Origin of the sequence: Lacibacter sp. H375, from assembly GCF_037892425.1 — a bacterium.
Lineage (GTDB): Bacteria > Bacteroidota > Bacteroidia > Chitinophagales > Chitinophagaceae > Lacibacter.
The window spans coordinates 4605882-4623067 of sequence record NZ_JBBKTT010000001.1 but is presented as its reverse complement, the minus strand read 5'-3'; the positions used below and the strand labels follow the sequence as shown (position 1 = coordinate 4623067).

Genomic DNA, 17186 nt, shown 5'->3' with positions numbered 1-17186 from the left:
TGCAGGCTATGACACAATTGGTGCAGTTTGAAGATTTGGGCAACATGCCCTACAAACAAGCCTGGGATTACCAGGAGAGTTTGTTAAAGAAGAATCTTGATGTGAAAGCCGCTTTACGTACTGTAGCCATTAGTCTTGGGGAGATAGCAGGTAGTGAGGAAATTCCAAATTCCAAATTTCAAATTCCAGACACCAGTCATCATCTCCTCTTTGTAGAACATCCTCCAGTTTACACCTTAGGCAAAAGTGGCCACATCGAAAATATCCTGATCAGTGAAGAAGAACGTGCAGCAAAGGGAATTGAATATTATCCTACCAATCGTGGCGGCGATATTACATTTCATGGTCCGCAACAGATCGTTGGATATCCAATTCTTGACCTGGAAAAATTTGAGACCGATATTGGTAAATACTTACGCAAACTTGAAGAGGTAATTATTCTGACAATGGCTGATTATGGTTTGAAAGGCGAACGTAGCAAAGGCGAAACAGGTGTGTGGCTTGATCCTGATGTAAAAGGAAAAGAGCGGAAGATCTGCGCAATGGGAGTACGGTGCAGCCGATGGATCACCATGCATGGCTTTGCGTTTAATGTAAATACTGATCTCAATTATTTCAACTACATCATACCCTGCGGTATTGAAAATAAGCAGGTAACTTCTCTGGAAAAAGAGTTAGGACAGAAAGTTGATTTTGAAGAAGCGAAAGAAAGTGTGAAACGAAATTTTGAAAAAGTATTTGACGTGAAATTATAATGGCTTGGCGAAGTAAAGCAATGTTTTATGATCCCCAAATATCCATTCGTCTTTCTCTACTTTATAAACATACATAAGCCATGAATGACCACCCGATTTTATTTCGATCTGGTTGTTCACCACGGTAATGGTACACGGCAATACTTCTGTTTTATCTTTTGAATAAAACGTAAGTTCAGCTGTTGCCGTTTTATCCCCATTATCTTTTATTGATTTGACATAACGTATCAATACTGATTCATTACTCACTGCTCCGGGCTTTGCTCTGCGACGATACACCGTCCAGTTAATACCAGCAAGATCTGCAAGATTAGGATCCAGAGGAGTATCGAGCACGGGATCGGTTACGGGGTTTTTGCCAAGTGTTTCACGCCAGAAGATCTCTTTCTTAGCTAATGTGTGCACAGTGCCATCATCATCCAGTAACAATAACTCGGTTTCTGAAATTGCACCAATTGTGTACACATCTGCAGCAGCAACTAATATATTTCCCGGATCATCAATAAATGCAACACCACGCATGATGGTTTTTGTGCCATCTCTTGTTTCTACTTTATCAGCTTCGGTAAAATGTAAATAAATAGTATCACCAATAGGAAGTGCAGCTTTATCAGCACTCGTGCGCTTTATTTCCTGCCATCTGCCTTGTAATTGTGCTAATGTAAAGTTGTATACCGGACCTTTTTTTGATGCTGTTGTATTTACCGGGTTAACGCCCCTTCTGCCAACACGTTGAGCCAATAAAAATTCAGGAGCCAGTAGCAATATAGCCAGGAGAAAGGGGTAGTAGAATTGTTTCATGAGTGGGTATGCAGGGGAAGCAATCTGCATGACAAAGCAAAATACAAAAACAAGGCCATTCTTCAAATAACCCATTAAAGATTTTAATAATCCCTTGTAATCAGGAACTTATTCTTCTCTTTCAACTTGCCATCTTCCAATAATTCGAAATGATACCAACCCGATTTCATAAAGTTGACCTTGTCGAGGGTAAGATAAGTATTGGTTATTTTCGGAATAACAAACAACTGTGCGCCGTTTTCTTTTAAAAATCTGACGCTGTATTTTTTTGATAGTGCGTCGGGTAAGCGAATGACAGGATTCCCGTCATCTCCGGTGAAAATATATACTGAGGGAACCCAAACCGGCTTAGGTGCAACTGTTGGCCGGTCTTCTTTTTCAACTTCTTTTTGTGGTTGACCAGGTTTGTTTGTTTGTTCCTTTACAACTGCTGTTGTGGAAGAAGTATCGATCGTTAATCTTCTTGAAGGAGTGAATACATAGTTTGAACCTTCAAATAAAATGAAGATGCGGTAATACCCACTATCGTTTTTTGCTGTTTTATCAACATAGCTATACGATTTGCTGTTAGTGTTGGGTACTGAATGAATGGTACTGAAATTCCGTAAACTGTCTTTTGAACGTTGAATATTGATCTGCGATACATTTTTAAAAGTGCTGATCCAGCTGAGTACTATTTCACCGTTCAGTTTTTTTACTGCATTAAATTTTGGAAGCGTGTCCTGTTGTGCCGTAGCAGATAAAGCAATAAAGAGGAATAGAATGGGTAAGATCAGTTTATTCATGGAATTGACGTGCGTTCTGTTGATTGTTCTCTGATTGCACAAATATAGTGCCGTTCAGAATAATAACGTTCCGTATGGCAAACTGTTGTTCCCTTGCAAACCGCCAGAATGAATAACCAATAGTTTTCCGTCTGCTGAAAAATAGTTGTCTTCTGCTAAGGAAATAACAGCCTGCATCAACTTGCCGGTATACACAATATCGGTGGGAATAGATGTTTTAGTATAAAATGAATTCATAAAGTTGAATAATTGTTCATTGGTTCGGGCATAGCCTTTCCCTGCAAAATCAAAAAGAACAGTTTGTTTTGCGGGAGATGAAACAGCAGCATGTTGTGAAATGAATTGTTCCTTTTCATCATCTCTTATTTTGAGTGCGGGTAAACCAATCACCGTTTGTGATGAGTTTGTGGCTGATGCAATTCCTTTAAATGTAGTGCCGGTTCCCATGGAGCAAATAATATGTGTGAAGTCGTCTGCTCCCGTTATATGATTCAGAATTTCACTGCAGCCTTTCAAACCCATTTCATTATTGCCACCTTCTGGAACAAAGAATAAATGCGGATGCTGCAGAATGGTTTGCTGAACTACTTCACTGGCTGATGCATAATCTTCACGGCTTACAGGAATTAATGTCATGTTTTGTTTTCTGCAAAACGAAAGGGTAGGATTCAATGGTTCTATTACTTCGCCACGTATAATGGCAACAGAAGAAAGTCCTTGTTCGGCACATGCAAAAGCAGTTGCCGCAAGATGATTGGAGTAAGCACCGCCCATGGTAATGATGCCCTTTTTTTGCTGTCGGATGGTCTCTAAAAGGTTATACTTCAGTTTGAAATATTTGTTACCGGAAATAAACGGGTGCAAAAGATCAAGCCTTGCAACAGTAAAACAAAAAGGTTTACCATTTTTAAGTTGCCATTCTACTGTATTGTATGAAATTATTCGTGGTATCGTTTGCATGATGGAGCGCAACAATTGTTTCCTATCTTCGCACCGCTCAAAAATAAATGAATAAATGCAACCTACATTATTGATTCTTGCGGCAGGTATGGCCAGCCGCTATGGCAGTATGAAACAGATGGAGGGCTTTGGCCCGGCTGGTGAAACGATTATGGATTATTCCATTTATGATGCTATTCGTGCTGGTTTTGGAAAAGTAGTGTTTATCATTCGCAAAGATTTTGCTGATAATTTCAAAGCAGTGTTTGAACCAAAGCTGAAAGGCCGAATTGAAATTGATTATGTATATCAACAACTCGATTCATTAACAGACGGATATCCTGTTCCTGCATCAAGAACAAAACCCTGGGGAACAGCTCATGCCATTCTTTGTGCAAAGGATGTTATTAACGAGCCTTTTGCGGTGATTAATGCAGATGATTTTTATGGTCGTGATGCATTTGAAAAAGCATATACGTTTTTAACCACTGCATGTAGTCCCAAACAACAGTCGATCATTGGTTATGAATTGGCAAAAACATTAAGTGCAAACGGAACTGTAAGCAGAGGTGTGTGCGATGTGGATGTGGAAAATAATCTTGTAAGTATTTCGGAACGCACCAAGATCTATGCGGAGGGCGAAAAGATCGTTTACGAAGATGCTGCGGGAAAACATGAAGTACCTTATAGCTCCAGTGTAAGTATGAACTTCTGGTGTTTTGATGCATCCATTTTTAAATTAACGGAAGAACTGTTCGCAATTTTTCTGAAAGAACATGGCCAGGAAGAAAAATCAGAATTCTTTATTCCGATTGTTGCTGACACGTATATAAAACAAGGTCTTGGTGTTGTGAAAGTAATTCCAACATCATCACAATGGTTTGGCGTTACATATAAAGAAGATGCGCCGGGAGTGCAGAAAAGTGTGGATGATCTTGTTGCTGCCGGTGAATATCCTTCTTCGTTGTGGAGTTAAGTGAAAAGTAAATTAATAATAGATGAGCTGCCCTGCTGTTGTAAAGCGGGGCAGCTTTTTTATTGAATGATTAAAATTCCTGTTTGTACCTTCTTGTTTTTCTTCAACAGACGGTAATAATGTATTCCTTTTTGTAATCCTGGGAGTGATACCTGTTCAGGATAATCTGTGATCTGTTTTTGCAATACAATACGACCGTAATTATCAATAATCTGAAAGATCACATCATCGTCCTGTTCTGTAAGTATCGTCAAAGAACCATTTACTAATGCAGGGTTGGGATAAATAATAGCGGCTTTGTTTGCTGTAAAGAAAAGACTTGCTGTATCAGAAACAATCTTTCGTCCATCGCTCAACTCAATTACTGCACGGTATAAATTAGTACCTGCAATCAGTTTTTGATCAGTGAACTGGTATTGAGTTGTATTTGTTGAGGGTTGAGTTGCCAGTAACGAAAAACCGGTTGCTAAGTATTTTTCAAAACTGATCGATCTTACATTGTAGGTCGTACTTAACAAAAGTGATAACGCTCCTTTATTATCTTGTGTAAGATCTGCAATAAAACTCCTCGTATAACAAGCAGATCCCTGCTGCTCATAGTTGAATGTATAACTTCTTACCGCTGCCTTTCCTGATAACAAAGGCGTAACTGAATAATGCAACGAAGGATTTAATTGCTTTGAAAGCACAACAAATGTATCAGCAGTTACCAATAACGGCTCCATGTACTTTTCTCCAAGTTTAGAAATGCGGTAGCCAGTTGCTCCTGTTACAGGTGGCCATGCTATCAGAAAAGAATCAGGACAGTTAAAGCCAACAGAGGTTGCTAAACGCTGCGAAATGGTAAACGTATCAGATGTAAATGTTTTACTGGCAACTGATAACCTAAGCAATGCTTTTGTAATGCTATTTGGCGTTATTAGTTTATAATATCCTTTCGTGAGATCAACAGAAGAGGAGATGGGTTGCCAACTCGTTCCATTGTCAGTACTCAATTCAAGATAACCTGTTGTGTTTGAAAAGTTTGATTGAAAACGCAACACGTTTGCCTGGTTAGGAAATAAATGATCAGATGAAGTAGGGAAGTGCCAGCTGAAAGTATCAACCGTGTCCATCTGGTAGGCGAGAGAATAACTTTGCGACCCAGCAGAAATAGAATACCCTCTAACTGTTACTGTGTAGTCACCACTTGCAGGATTATCAACCGTAATTTGCTCAACCACATTTAAACTGTCACGCTTTCGTGTTGGCAATTGTTGTAGTGCCACAATACTTGGTGAACTATTGAGTACCCAGGGCAACCAACTGGTATTGCTTGCTGAATGTGTTAATTCAAGATCGAGATCATTGATCAATGCTTTTGAGGTGTTTGGTGCAGCTTGCGGATCGGTCCATACCAAGGTCAATTTCAGTTGTTTGATATTAGCAGGAATTGCAATTGTAAACTGTTGTTGTGTATTTGCAGTAACTGAACCAACAAAGAATTGACCATTAGAAATTGTTTCAACAGAATGTAATCCATTTACACTTCCATACCCCGATTTAAAATCAATACCTTTTGTTTCTATATCATCTGCACTGTTTAATAATACAGCTTTGATCAACGATGCAGGTGCGGATGAATTGTTATGCTGTTGTTTATAAATATGGTGTAATACTCCACTAATGCCTGACACCAATGCTGCCGCACCAGAACTTCCATCTTCTCCAAACGCAACCAGTTCAGGTTTTACTCTGCCATCAAATGCAGGACCTTTTGAACTTGGTATCAACACAGTGCCAAATGAATCAATATGTCCAACGGTGATGATGTTTTTTGCATGTTTGAAATTTCCGGTGAGATTCGAATAGCCGGATAAATTTATGTACGTGCCTGTTGGCGCAGCTTGCGAACCTGAATTACCTGCTGAAAAAATATGCAGCAAAGAAGGATTGTTTATCACTGATGCATCATAACCTGCAGCTTCTGCGCCATAATAACTTTCAACAACAGTTCCGTAAGAATGATTTTGTAACAACACTGATGAACCATTATAATAACTATCTGGTTCAGGTAACAGGTTTTGAAAATTTGCTGAGCTGAGATTCGCTCCCCATGATGCCCCTTTTGTGTTATACCAGGTATTACTTCCGCCCGCCATCATGGTGGCCATAATGCTTGCATGATTGCTTCCGGTAGTTGAAGCAAAGGAAGAAGGAAGGATACGTCCTTTCAGATCAATATCGGTTGTATCAAACTTTTGTTCTTTTACGGAGAGATGGATGCCGTTAGCATTGAATAATGGGTAACGATGTTGAATAGTGGAAATGCGGTTCACCGCATAATCAACAAAACCAAACAGCAATTCTTCTTTAGGTTGTTTGCGAACATCTGCAGAACGGATCGATGGATCGCTGATGATTTTTTCAAGTTCACTCCATTTGCATTCGACCACAGCAATATTTGCAGGTTGATAAACAGAAATGAGTTTGATGGATTTGTTTTTTACAAGAACAGTTTCGAATTGTTTAAGATCATCTACTGAAACAGTGTACAAATTCACTGCATCAGTATGCGATTTGGCTAATTGAAGACGAAGTGATGGTAATAATTTATCCACATTTTTTTTATCGCCGACCTGGGCAAAAACGTTGTTGAACAATAAAAAAAATATAGCACAAACTCTGATTGTTTGCAGACCTGTTCGGAAAAGAAATAAATAGTTTGAATATATTCTCATCAGTTATAAATCTCATTAAAAAAAATCAAATCAGCATTCATTTATTTTTCTGTGTAATCTTTCTTAGTGTTTTTACTTTTTTATAAAACATGATTTTGGTTTGCAACATTGCTGCAATGATGGATGATTAATACTTGATAAAAATAAATAATTTAAAGCGTCAATCATTTTTCAACCTAAACACAAGTTAACATGAGAAAAATTGTTTTTGTATTCACCGCTGTTGCATTTTCAGCGTTGTTTATCGTAGCCTGTAAGAAAGCTGCCAAAGAAACTTCTGATACTGAAGTGTCACAGGATGTTTTAAATCAAATTGCTGCCCAGGGTTTTTCAACGGAAGGCGTTGTACAAACGAATGGTGGCTACCTTGTTGAAGGAGATATTCTTCTTACCAACGAAAACCTCCGGCATACGCCAACTTCAAACGAACTCATCTATGCTAATGAAGAACATTATCGCACTACGAATCTCGTAACTGGTTTGCCAAGAACGCTAACAGTAAAGCTGAATACAACACAGGCAAATTTTGTATCGGCTACAGATGAGGCCATCCGTCGTTACAATGCATTGAACCTGCGTGTGCGTTTTCAACGGGTAACGGGATCAACTTCAGCAAACATTAATATCGTTACCTATTACCAGGTAAGTAATACATTAGGTTCGGCCGGTTTTCCAACAAGTTCGGGTAATCCATACAGTCAGATCCAAATGAATACATATTGGTACACACCAAGTATTGCAGTGAATGCATTGGCAACTACCATTGCACATGAAATGGGGCATTGCATCGGGTTTCGCCATACAGATTATATGAACCGCTCTTACAGTTGTGGCGGTTCTGCAGTTAATGAAGGGTCTGCAGGCGTTGGCGCCATTCATATTCCGGGTACTCCAACCGGTCCTAGTGCCGGTTCATGGATGCTCGCTTGCGGAAGTACATCTTCTTCATTCAACCGTCCGTTTACAAGTGCTGATCAAACAGCATTGAATTACGTTTATTAATTGAGTTCTATTAAATAGGTAAAGGCATTCTGCACATGCAGAGTGCCTTTATCTTACAGGAAATATAGCGGTACGTAGTTTTACGATACCTGTATTCCCTTGAAACTTCAATTATTTTGTTTAATTTAAGAGTCTATTCTAAACCTAAACATTTAAGACATGAGAAAACTATTTTCGATCGTTGCTGTTGCTGCATTTGCAGCATTATTTATTGTGGCCTGTTCCAAAGCGAAAGAGGATGCAGTAAATACAGAAGTATCACAGGATGTATTGAGTAAGATCGCTGATCTTGGATTTTCAACTTCGGGTGTTATTGCCGACGAGGGAGGTTATATTGTTGAAGGAGATATATTCCTTTCACCTTCGGATCTTTCTACTAAGAAAGTAACTCAAAGTCTGTTTGTTCCAAACGAAGAACAGTATCACACAACTAATCTTGTTACCGGTAGCCCAAGAACGATTACTGTTAGTCTTAGCGGCCGAAATATTAGCCAGTTACTTATTGATGGCGTTCAAGGAGCAATCGCCCGTTACAATGCCGAAAATCTTGGTTTAACATTTCAATACACAGGAACAAGCGGTGGTGGTAACATTAATATCAGTGTTGTAAACACTGGCCAATATATAGCTTCTGCAGGATTTCCAAGCGGTGGAAATCCATACGGAACAATTAAATATGCTCGTACGTACACTTCAGGTTATAGTATTGGATTTGTAACAACTGTTGTTGCACATGAAATGGGCCATTGCATCGGTTTCCGTCACACTGATTATGCCACCCGTTCAAGCTGTGGTTCAAATGTAAACGAAGGCGCTGGCTCTGTTGGAGCAATTCATATTCCAAATACACCAACTGGCGCTGATCCTGGTTCATGGATGTTGGCTTGTTTAAGCGCTTCAACCAATCGTCCCTTCAATAATAATGATAAAACAGCTTTAAATTACCTTTATTAACTACAGGGCTTAAAAATGAATTTGAACACTCTCAAATTTGAGAGTGTTTTTTTATACCACTGCTTTAATGAATTTTCATGTTTAAAAAAGAGTAAATCGGCACTCATGAATTGTCGGATTTTTCTTTATATTCAATCTTCGTTTTTAAAACCTAAACAATTAACAAGCATGAAGAAAATGAAAATGGCATTTGTTGCCGCAATTTCGATGTCCGTACTTTTTGTTTCCTGTCAAAAAGATGTAAAGACAACCAAAACTGAAGTTTCACAGGAAGAATTAAACCAGATCGCTTCCATGGGTTTTTCAACTGATGGTGTTATGGTTGAATCTGATGGTTTTATTGTGGAAGGCGATATTTTCATTCCACGTGCCGATCTTGGCAAAGTATCAACCAGCCCGAATCTTGTTGTTGCCAACGAAGAACAGTACCGAACAACAAATCTTGTAACATCTTTGCCTCGTACTATAACTGTATCTGTTAGCAGCAGTCTGCCTTCTGCTTATGTAACCAACACTGATGCAGCTATTGCACGTTACAATGCATTAGGATTAACGCTCACCTTCCAACGGGTTACATCAGGAGGAGATATTGTTATTTCCGCTGCACCAACAGGTGCAGGTTACTTGGCTTCAGCAGGTTTCCCAACTTCAGCCGGTAATCCTCACAACTCAGTTTTAGTGAACCGTTCTTATTTAGACACATGGAATACAAATACTGTTGTATCGATTCTTGCGCATGAAATTGGTCATTGTATTGGCTTCCGTCACACAGATTATATGAACCGTCAATATAGCTGCGGTGGCAGAAAGTATAATGAAGGTGCAAGCACAGTTGGTGCAGTGCATATTCCCGGTACACCAACAGCAGCTGATCCAAACAGCTGGATGCTTGCTTGTATCGGAAATGGTGTAAACCGTCCGTTTAACGCTAATGATATTACTGCATTAGGTTACTTGTATTAATCAAGTAACCAAATTGATAAAGAAAGCCTCCCGTTTTTAGCGGGAGGCTTTTCTTATTTGCGGAAGTTCTTATACAAATTGATGAGTGCGTTAGTAGATGCATCATGCGATGAGACGGCAGCGTCATCTGTTAATTCTGGCAGAATTTTATTTGCCAGTTGCTTGCCCAGTTCCACACCCCATTGATCGAAGCTGTAAACATTCCAGATAACACCTTGCACAAAGATCTTGTGTTCATACAGTGCTACTAATTCACCCAAGGTAAATGGCGTTATCTTCTTTAGCAGAATAGAGTTGGTGGGGCGATTGCCTTCAAACACTTTATAAGGAATCAATTCTTCTTTTACTCCTTCAGCAATTACTTCTTCTTTTGATTTACCATTCATGAGTGCTTCTGTTTGTGCAAAGAAATTACTCATGAGTTTTGGATGATGATCGCTCAGCGGATTATGACTGATCGCAGGTGCAATAAAATCTGCAGGGATTAAATGTGTACCCTGGTGAATTAATTGATAAAATGAGTGCTGACCGTTGGTGCCAGGCTCACCCCAAATAATCGGCCCGGTGCTATATCCTACTTTGTTGCCACTACGATCAACATACTTACCATTACTTTCCATGTTGCCTTGTTGAAAATAAGCAGCGAAGCGATGCAGGTATTGATCGTAGGGGAGAATAGCTTCGCTCTTTGCATCAAAGAAGTTTACATACCATATGCCCAGCAATGCCATGATCACCGGAATATTTTTATCGAAGCTTTCTGTTTTGAAATGTTCATCGGCCTGGAAAGCACCTTTCAGTAATTCTTCAAAATTATTATAGCCGATGGTTAAAGCGATAGATAGACCAATAGCACTCCACAAGCTGTAACGACCACCAACCCAATCCCAGAATTCAAACATGTTGGCCTTATCAATACCAAACTTCACCACATCTTTTTCATTGGTAGATAAAGCAGCAAAATGTTTGGCCACATGTGCTTCATCTTTTGCATGTTGCAGGAACCAGTTTCTTGCGCTGTGCGCATTGGTCATGGTTTCCTGTGTGGTAAATGTTTTCGATGCAACCAGGAATAACGTTTCATCAGGTGTAACCTTCTTCAAGGTTTCAGCAATATGTGTTCCATCAACATTGCTTACAAAATACGTTTCAATTCCATCCACCCAATAAGGCTTTAGCGCTTCGGTGATCATTACCGGGCCAAGATCACTGCCACCAATACCAATATTGACGATGTATTTTATTTTCTTACCCGTATAACCTTTCCACTCGCCGCTGTGTATGTTGCCGCAGAAATTTTTCATCTGTTCCAACACACGTTTAATGTCGGGCATTACATTCTTGCCATCAACCAACACTTCTTTAGTTGAAAAATTGCGAAGTGCAGTATGAAGTACAGCTCTCTTTTCAGTATGATTGATCACATCGCCACCAAACATTTTATCAATGGCTTCTTTCACTTTGCATTCATCAGCTAACTGTAACAGCAACTGCACGGTTTCTTCAGTGATGATATTCTTTGAATAATCAAACACCAGTTCATTTTCACAAGTGCTGAATTTTTTAAAACGATCGGCATCCGCTTTAAACAAATCACGCATATGCACTTTTTTCATTTGTGCGGCATGAGCAGTCAATTGTTGCCAGGCGTTGGTTGTAGTTGGGTTAATCGATGAGAGCATGTTAGTTAAATTTTATCGTATGTTATGTTTGTTGATTAATCAGCCGTCGGCTAATTTACTCAATGTTACCTCTTTGTCTTTGTGCAATTGTTCGATCAGTTTATCAAGTCCGTCAAACTTCACTTCATCACGCAAATGATATTTTACAAACACTTTCAAATGACGGTTATAAATGTCTTCAGCAAAATCAAACAGGTTTACTTCAATTGTTTTTTGTGAACCATCAACTGTAGGTCTTGTGCCAATATTCATCATTCCCATTAAAATTCTTGGTTCACCTTCTACTTGTGCCTGTACTGCATATACGCCGTTGGCAGGTACTAATTTATCGGCATCCTGTATCTGCAAATTAGCAGTAGGGTAGCCCAACTTGCGGCCAAGCTTATTTCCCTCAACCACATATCCACGAAAGAAATAAGTATAACCTAACAATTGATTGGCTTTCTCTATTTCTCCTTTACCGATGGCCTCCCGTATTTTGGTTGAGCTTACAATTACTTCGTTCCTTAGCTGCTGCGGTATTTCTTTTACCAAGTAATTATATTGTTCACCCATTTGCTCCAGCAATCGATAGTCGCCTTCACGTTTATTGCCAAACTTATGATCGTAACCAATAATAATAAGTGATGGATGAAACCTGTCGACCAGGAAGTTTTTAATGTATTGCTGCGCCGTTTGTTCCGAAAATTCTTTGTTGAAGGGAACCACAACAAGGTTATCTAACCCCTGCTGTTTCAATAATTCAATACGCTCTTCAAGTGTGGTGAGTTCGGCAACATACCGATCGGGCTGAACAATTTTGCGGGGGTGTGGGTAAAAGCTGATGAGGACCGATTCGCCTCCATTTTCCTTTGCTTCGGCACACAATTGCCGGATGATTTGCTGGTGACCAAGATGCACACCATCGAAAGTGCCGATTGTAACAACGGCATTCGTAAAAACGGGCAACTGCTGCAAACTTCTGTAAACCTTCATAATTTGAAGGCACAAAAGTAACACATTTGAAGTGTGGAAGTGTTAGTTTTGCCGCTCATAAACAAAGCGGCATGTCATTATACAATAAACGGGGCGTTTCGGCACAAAAGGAAGAAGTACACAAGGCAGTAGAACATCTCGATCAGGGATTATATCCTAACGCATTTTGCAAACTCTATCCCGATTATTTAGGTGGTGATGCTGATTGGGTGAATGTAACGCATGCTGATGGTGCCGGAACCAAAAGTATTCTTGCCTATTTGTATTGGAAAGAAACCGGTAACGCATCTGTTTGGAAAGGCATTGCACAGGATGCAATTGTAATGAACCTGGATGACCTGCTTTGCGTTGGTATCTACGATAATATTTTATTTTCCTCAACGGTTGATCGTAACAAAACACTTATTCCGGGTGAAGTGCTGGAGCAGATCATTAATGGTTCTGCAGAGTTGTTTGCACAGTTGAAAGAGTATGGCGTAAACATTCATTATCTCGGTGGCGAAACTGCTGATGTGGGTGATGTGGTGCGCACCATTGCTGTGAACGGCACCATGACAGCACGCTGGCCAAAGAATAAAGTGATCAGTAATGATAAGATCAAAGCTGGTGATGTGATCGTTGGATTGGCAGGATTTGGACAGGCGAATTATGAAACATCTTACAACAGCGGTTTGGGAAGTAATGGATTAACAAGTGCAAGACATGATGTGCTGGAAAAATATTATGCGCATCATTTCCCTGAAACATTTGAATCGAAGTTGAGTGATGATGTCGTGTATATAGGTAAACATCGGTTGGCCGATGAAGTGCAATTGCCAAATGGTGAAACTTCCTTGATCGGTCGTTTACTTCTTTCTCCAACAAGAACATTTGCACCTGTACTTAAAGAAATACTGCAACATCATTTTGATGCAGTGCATGGCTTGATCCATTGCAGTGGTGGCGGACAAACCAAATGCCTGAAATATTTACCAGGCCCGATGAAGATCGTGAAGGACAATCTCTTTACCCCGCCAATCATTTTTGATTTGATCAAGGATGCTTCGGGTGCTGATGCACGTGAAATGTACCAGGTATTCAACATGGGCACACGGCTGGAGATCTATACAAACGAAAAAGATGCTGATACATTGATCAACATCTCAAAATCATTTGGTGTAGATGCACAGGTGATTGGCAGGGTAGAGGCGAGTGAGAAGAAAGAGTTGGTGATTAAGTTGAGGGATGAGGAATTGGTATTTTAGTACAAAATAAAAATAAGTGAGGGCACTTTCTTGTTTACATTATTGTACCAAACCTTTATTTCGTCAATTGTAACGGTTGTGCCGGGAGCAGATCTTTCAAGTAAACGGATAACATCTTTCGTAAAGAGATTGCCCTTGATGTTTTCTAACATACCCGGTGCTGTTTCAAAACCTTTGCCTTGAAAATAAATAGTGAAAGATGTAACCACGGCAGAAGTATCAGGGCCTGTCACGTCTATCTTTTTTGCCGCTTTAAAAATTGTTGCTGCTATTTTTCCACCCGATGATCCGGCAACTGATGCTACAGGGTCTTTTATTGTTTGCGAGGCTGTGCCGGAACTGGTAGATTGTGCAAATACATGGTTGATCGAAATCAGCAAAAGCAGCGTTAATATGTTTTTCATGATTTGCCGGAAGCTTTTATTTGATTCTAATTTACATACTTTTGCCAAAAGCTAAAAAGAATGCCTCCAATAGTAGAAATAAAGAACGTTAACATATATCAGAGCGGAAACCTTATTCTCCATGATGTGAATCTTACCGTGAATCAAGGCGAGTTTGTTTACCTCGTTGGTAAAACAGGCACTGGTAAATCATCGTTGTTAAAAACATTGTATGGTGAATTGCCTTTAACGGAAGGCGACGCAACAGTGGCTGGATTTAATTTACGTGAAATGGATTGGAAGAAAGTTCCTTTTCTTCGTCGTAGCCTTGGAGTGGTATTCCAGGATTTTCAACTACTCACTGACCGCAATGTGCATGAGAACTTAAAGTTTGTCCTGAAGGCAACAGGCTGGAAAGATGAAAACCTGATGGAAGAAAAGATCAATGATGTGTTGGATAAAGTGGGGTTGAAGTCGAAAGGATTTAAAATGACATTTGAAATGAGTGGTGGCGAACAGCAACGTGTTGATATTGCACGTGCTTTGCTCAACTCACCTAAACTAATATTGGCCGATGAGCCTACGGGTAACCTCGATCCCGAAACAAGCGATGAGATCATGAACCTGCTGATACAGGTAGCCAAGGATTATAACACAACGGTTATAATGGCAACACATGATTTTATGGTGATCAAAAAATTCCCTGCACGTATGGTGAAAACAGAAGCCGGAAAAGTGTGGGATAATGCTACTGTAGAACACGCATAAGCTCCATTGCATTTTTTTTATTGTTGAACTGTTGCTGTAACAGCCCTTCTCTTAACTGTATATCATCATCCGTAAATTCTTTGTGAAATAAACGGAAAGCATGATACTTGAATTCAGTCGTGTTGTTTGCTTTTTGACAAGCCTGTTCAAGTCCTGTTCCATTGATCATGGCGTCATTCGCTAATACATGCCTGCCTTTGAATAAAGCGTTCAGTAATTTTAATTTAATGCCTGATTGTGTGAACGATGGAAGAATATGCAGCTGTGCTTTTTGAATAAGATCATTCAGCTCCACTTCACTCGGATTTGCAACAATGCAGGTATGTGGCCATTTATGTGATAGCTCAACTAATTTATCTGATGGATTTTTCCCAGCAATTACAAACGGTATGTCGAGGTCTCTGAAAATTTTTTCAAGTAACCACATTGCTGTTTTTTCATTTTCAGCTACAGAAAGGTTACCGTGATAGAGAATGAAATTGCCTTTGCCGGTTTTACTCGTTACCATACAGGTTGGTATAAATGCAGGCAGGTAATGAATATCAGTTGCTTTAAATAGTTTGCGATAGGTTGTGCAATCTTCCTGTGACAAAGAAAGAATTAGGTGATCTTTTAATTTTTCTTCATAACGTTTCAGTAAACGGCTTTCATGATTCATGTATGCTTTACGTACTAAAGAAGATTCCCATTTACCTAATTGCTTATAATACTGAAACTCAGTATTATGCAACCGTATCGCAATATTCTTTTTTGTTATCGCTCCGTTTGAAATGCCATAGGTGCAATGAACACCTTCAAATAAAACAGGATGATCATCTGCATTTAAACGTTTCCATAATTCTTCATCGTTCCGTGACGCAACTATATAAGGTAGTTGCAATGAAAAACCTTTATGGCCTTCCTGGCGTGCATAATAATGCACTTCCTCACAATATTTATCGAGTTCTGGTTGTGCGCCACGTCCATATTCAAAACAATGCAAGTAAACTTTAACTCCCAATTCATGTAATGCTTTTATCTTATAAAACACATCAACAATGCCGCCATAATCGGCAGGATATGGAACATCAAACGAAACGATATGTAAGTGTTTATCCAAGTAACCCTTTATAAAATTGAATTAATATTTTTTCTTCTTCCTGCCAGTTCAAACTTGCAGCAGCATGTTTACAGTTTTCTTTCAGTTGTGCATATAGAACAGCATCAGACAGTAAAAGGTTTAATCCTTTTGCAATGCTTTCTTCCCTGGTATCAGGTATAAGCAAAGCAACTGCAAATCGATCATTGATCTGCCTGTATGCAGGATAATCCATACATAATTGCGGAATGCCGGCCTGTATGTAATCAAAAAAACGATTGGCCAGTGAAAGATAATTACTCAGGCCATTATTTTCAAACAGCGTTATGCCTGCATAAGCAGTTGCAGTAATTTCTCTCAACTCGGCAGGTTTTATTTTTCCCTTCAACAGCACTTTATTCTGCAAATCATTTGCTGCAGTTAAACTTTTCGTTTGATCCATAAAGTTGCCATCACCATAAATATGCAATGGCACATCAACATGTTTCATAGCAGGGATCAAAGTTTCGAAACTGCGGCCTTCGTTTACTGCACCTTGATAGAGGAAGAAAGTTTGTGGTTTGTAGTTTGAAGTTTCTTGTTCCTTTTCCCTTGATCCTTGTTCATTGTCTTCTGAATTTTGGTTTTTGGAATTTGTTTTAAACGGAACATTCCGCACAACCTCATATTTCACCCCATACATCTTTTCAAATTCCCGTGCAATTGGTTCACACACAGTATAACCATGCGTAAATTTCGGAACAGCATACCGTTCGATCCATTTCCACATTTTATAGCGGGAGGGGCGTGTAACGATTTCCTTCATCTCGCAAAACAATTCATGCGCATCATACACCCGTTTACTTCCTTTCAGATGTGATGCAAATAAACAGGGGAGGATAGTATCAAGATCGTTCGCACAAATGCAATCGGCTTTTTTAAACAGCAACCAGAAAAACAACCGAAGATTGTATTCCGCATAAAATAAAGGTCCTTTAGTAAAAAAGCAATAAAGTCTTTGTTGGATAAATGGCTGTTGTTGTATTGCTGCAGATTGTTTCAATTTACGGCCAACAAGGGTTACCGTATGTCCTTGTCGTGCAAGCGTTGTGCAGATACGGATCATCCGTTGATCGTAGGTAAGGTCATTGGTTACTGTACAAGTAATGCTTGCCAAGCGGT

The 17186-nt window shown here is 39.5% G+C and carries 16 protein-coding genes; 7 read left to right on the top strand and 9 right to left on the bottom strand.

What is annotated here, in order from left to right:
• Positions 1–8 precede the first annotated feature (8 nt).
• Complete coding sequence (gene lipB / locus WG954_RS19825) at positions 9–755, top strand: lipoyl(octanoyl) transferase LipB (protein ID WP_340438697.1); 747 nt, start codon at positions 9–11, stop codon at positions 753–755.
• Here lipB and WG954_RS19820 read toward each other — a convergent pair.
• The 3 genes from WG954_RS19820 to WG954_RS19810 all read right to left on the bottom strand — a co-directional run bounded on the left by WG954_RS19820 (position 750) and on the right by WG954_RS19810 (position 3301).
• Positions 750–1556 carry a hypothetical protein gene (locus tag WG954_RS19820; protein WP_340438696.1) on the bottom strand — a complete coding sequence of 269 codons (807 nt, stop codon included), beginning with the start codon at positions 1554–1556 and terminating at the stop codon, positions 750–752. The two genes, lipB and WG954_RS19820, sit on opposite strands and share 6 nt — an antisense overlap.
• A gap of 83 nt (positions 1557–1639) precedes the next feature.
• On the bottom strand, positions 1640–2341 hold the full coding sequence (locus WG954_RS19815) for a hypothetical protein (RefSeq protein ID WP_340438695.1): 702 nt from the start codon (positions 2339–2341) through the stop codon (positions 1640–1642).
• Between the two features lie 54 nt (positions 2342–2395).
• Positions 2396–3301, bottom strand: coding sequence for a 1-aminocyclopropane-1-carboxylate deaminase/D-cysteine desulfhydrase (locus WG954_RS19810; protein ID WP_340438694.1), 906 nt, complete (start codon positions 3299–3301; stop codon positions 2396–2398).
• Between the two features lie 55 nt (positions 3302–3356).
• Here WG954_RS19810 and WG954_RS19805 point away from each other — a divergent pair, with 55 nt between their 5' ends.
• Positions 3357–4256 (top strand): sugar phosphate nucleotidyltransferase, encoded by a 900-nt coding sequence (locus tag WG954_RS19805; protein ID WP_340438693.1) that lies wholly within the window; start codon positions 3357–3359, stop codon positions 4254–4256.
• Between the two features lie 59 nt (positions 4257–4315).
• Here WG954_RS19805 and WG954_RS19800 read toward each other — a convergent pair whose 3' ends face one another.
• Entirely contained in the window at positions 4316–6856 is a 2541-nt protein-coding gene (locus WG954_RS19800) for a S8 family peptidase (RefSeq protein WP_340438692.1), read from the bottom strand.
• Between the two features lie 312 nt (positions 6857–7168).
• Here WG954_RS19800 and WG954_RS19795 point away from each other — a divergent pair, with 312 nt between their 5' ends.
• The 3 genes from WG954_RS19795 to WG954_RS19785 all read left to right on the top strand — a co-directional run bounded on the left by WG954_RS19795 (position 7169) and on the right by WG954_RS19785 (position 9895).
• Positions 7169–7978, top strand: coding sequence for a M57 family metalloprotease (locus WG954_RS19795; protein WP_340438691.1), 810 nt, complete (start codon positions 7169–7171; stop codon positions 7976–7978).
• Positions 7979–8137: 159 nt separating this feature from the next.
• Complete coding sequence (locus WG954_RS19790) at positions 8138–8932, top strand: M57 family metalloprotease (RefSeq protein WP_340438690.1); 795 nt, start codon at positions 8138–8140, stop codon at positions 8930–8932.
• Positions 8933–9100: 168 nt separating this feature from the next.
• Positions 9101–9895, top strand: a complete 795-nt coding sequence (locus WG954_RS19785) for a M57 family metalloprotease (RefSeq protein ID WP_340438688.1) — start codon at positions 9101–9103, stop codon at positions 9893–9895.
• Positions 9896–9948: 53 nt separating this feature from the next.
• Here the strand turns inward: WG954_RS19785 and pgi are convergent, their stop codons facing one another.
• Both pgi and WG954_RS19775 read right to left on the bottom strand, forming a co-directional pair.
• The gene (gene pgi, locus WG954_RS19780) at positions 9949–11577 is read right to left on the bottom strand and encodes a glucose-6-phosphate isomerase (RefSeq protein WP_340438686.1); all 1629 of its coding nucleotides are present in this window, start codon (positions 11575–11577) and stop codon (positions 9949–9951) included.
• Positions 11578–11616: 39 nt separating this feature from the next.
• Complete coding sequence (locus WG954_RS19775; RefSeq protein ID WP_340438685.1) at positions 11617–12552, bottom strand: bifunctional riboflavin kinase/FAD synthetase; 936 nt, start codon at positions 12550–12552, stop codon at positions 11617–11619.
• 71 nt (positions 12553–12623) lie between these two features.
• Here WG954_RS19775 and WG954_RS19770 point away from each other — a divergent pair, with 71 nt between their 5' ends.
• A complete protein-coding gene (locus tag WG954_RS19770) occupies positions 12624–13796 on the top strand; it encodes an AIR synthase related protein (protein WP_340438683.1) in 1173 nt (390 codons plus the stop codon).
• Here WG954_RS19770 and WG954_RS19765 read toward each other — a convergent pair.
• Entirely contained in the window at positions 13793–14200 is a 408-nt protein-coding gene (locus tag WG954_RS19765) for a GldM family protein (RefSeq protein ID WP_340438681.1), read from the bottom strand. The two genes, WG954_RS19770 and WG954_RS19765, sit on opposite strands and share 4 nt — an antisense overlap.
• Positions 14201–14260: 60 nt before the next feature.
• Between WG954_RS19765 and WG954_RS19760 the strand changes: the two genes are divergently transcribed.
• Complete coding sequence (locus tag WG954_RS19760) at positions 14261–14947, top strand: cell division ATP-binding protein FtsE (RefSeq protein WP_340438679.1); 687 nt, start codon at positions 14261–14263, stop codon at positions 14945–14947.
• Here WG954_RS19760 and WG954_RS19755 read toward each other — a convergent pair.
• Both WG954_RS19755 and WG954_RS19750 read right to left on the bottom strand, forming a co-directional pair.
• Positions 14928–16046, bottom strand: coding sequence for a glycosyltransferase family 4 protein (locus WG954_RS19755; protein ID WP_340438678.1), 1119 nt, complete (start codon positions 16044–16046; stop codon positions 14928–14930). The two genes, WG954_RS19760 and WG954_RS19755, sit on opposite strands and share 20 nt — an antisense overlap.
• Positions 16039–17181 (bottom strand): glycosyltransferase, encoded by a 1143-nt coding sequence (locus tag WG954_RS19750; protein ID WP_340438677.1) that lies wholly within the window; start codon positions 17179–17181, stop codon positions 16039–16041. Before WG954_RS19750 ends, WG954_RS19755 begins: the two co-directional genes overlap by 8 nt.
• Positions 17182–17186: the final 5 nt, after the last annotated feature.

Bases quoted from the DNA above. Each gene is read 5' to 3' on its own strand.
- WG954_RS19810 (WP_340438694.1), bottom strand. From the start codon at position 3,301: ATGCAAACGATACCACGAATAATTTCATACAATACAGTAGAATGGCAA.
- WG954_RS19760 (WP_340438679.1), top strand. From the start codon at position 14,261: ATGCCTCCAATAGTAGAAATAAAGAACGTTAACATATATCAGAGCGGA.
- WG954_RS19790 (WP_340438690.1), top strand. From the start codon at position 8,138: ATGAGAAAACTATTTTCGATCGTTGCTGTTGCTGCATTTGCAGCATTA.
- WG954_RS19795 (WP_340438691.1), top strand. From the start codon at position 7,169: ATGAGAAAAATTGTTTTTGTATTCACCGCTGTTGCATTTTCAGCGTTG.
- pgi (WP_340438686.1), bottom strand. From the start codon at position 11,577: ATGCTCTCATCGATTAACCCAACTACAACCAACGCCTGGCAACAATTG.
- WG954_RS19775 (WP_340438685.1), bottom strand. From the start codon at position 12,552: ATGAAGGTTTACAGAAGTTTGCAGCAGTTGCCCGTTTTTACGAATGCC.
- WG954_RS19785 (WP_340438688.1), top strand. From the start codon at position 9,101: ATGAAGAAAATGAAAATGGCATTTGTTGCCGCAATTTCGATGTCCGTA.
- WG954_RS19770 (WP_340438683.1), top strand. From the start codon at position 12,624: ATGTCATTATACAATAAACGGGGCGTTTCGGCACAAAAGGAAGAAGTA.
- WG954_RS19815 (WP_340438695.1), bottom strand. From the start codon at position 2,341: ATGAATAAACTGATCTTACCCATTCTATTCCTCTTTATTGCTTTATCT.
- WG954_RS19820 (WP_340438696.1), bottom strand. From the start codon at position 1,556: ATGAAACAATTCTACTACCCCTTTCTCCTGGCTATATTGCTACTGGCT.
- WG954_RS19805 (WP_340438693.1), top strand. From the start codon at position 3,357: ATGCAACCTACATTATTGATTCTTGCGGCAGGTATGGCCAGCCGCTAT.
- WG954_RS19765 (WP_340438681.1), bottom strand. From the start codon at position 14,200: ATGAAAAACATATTAACGCTGCTTTTGCTGATTTCGATCAACCATGTA.
- lipB (WP_340438697.1), top strand. From the start codon at position 9: ATGACACAATTGGTGCAGTTTGAAGATTTGGGCAACATGCCCTACAAA.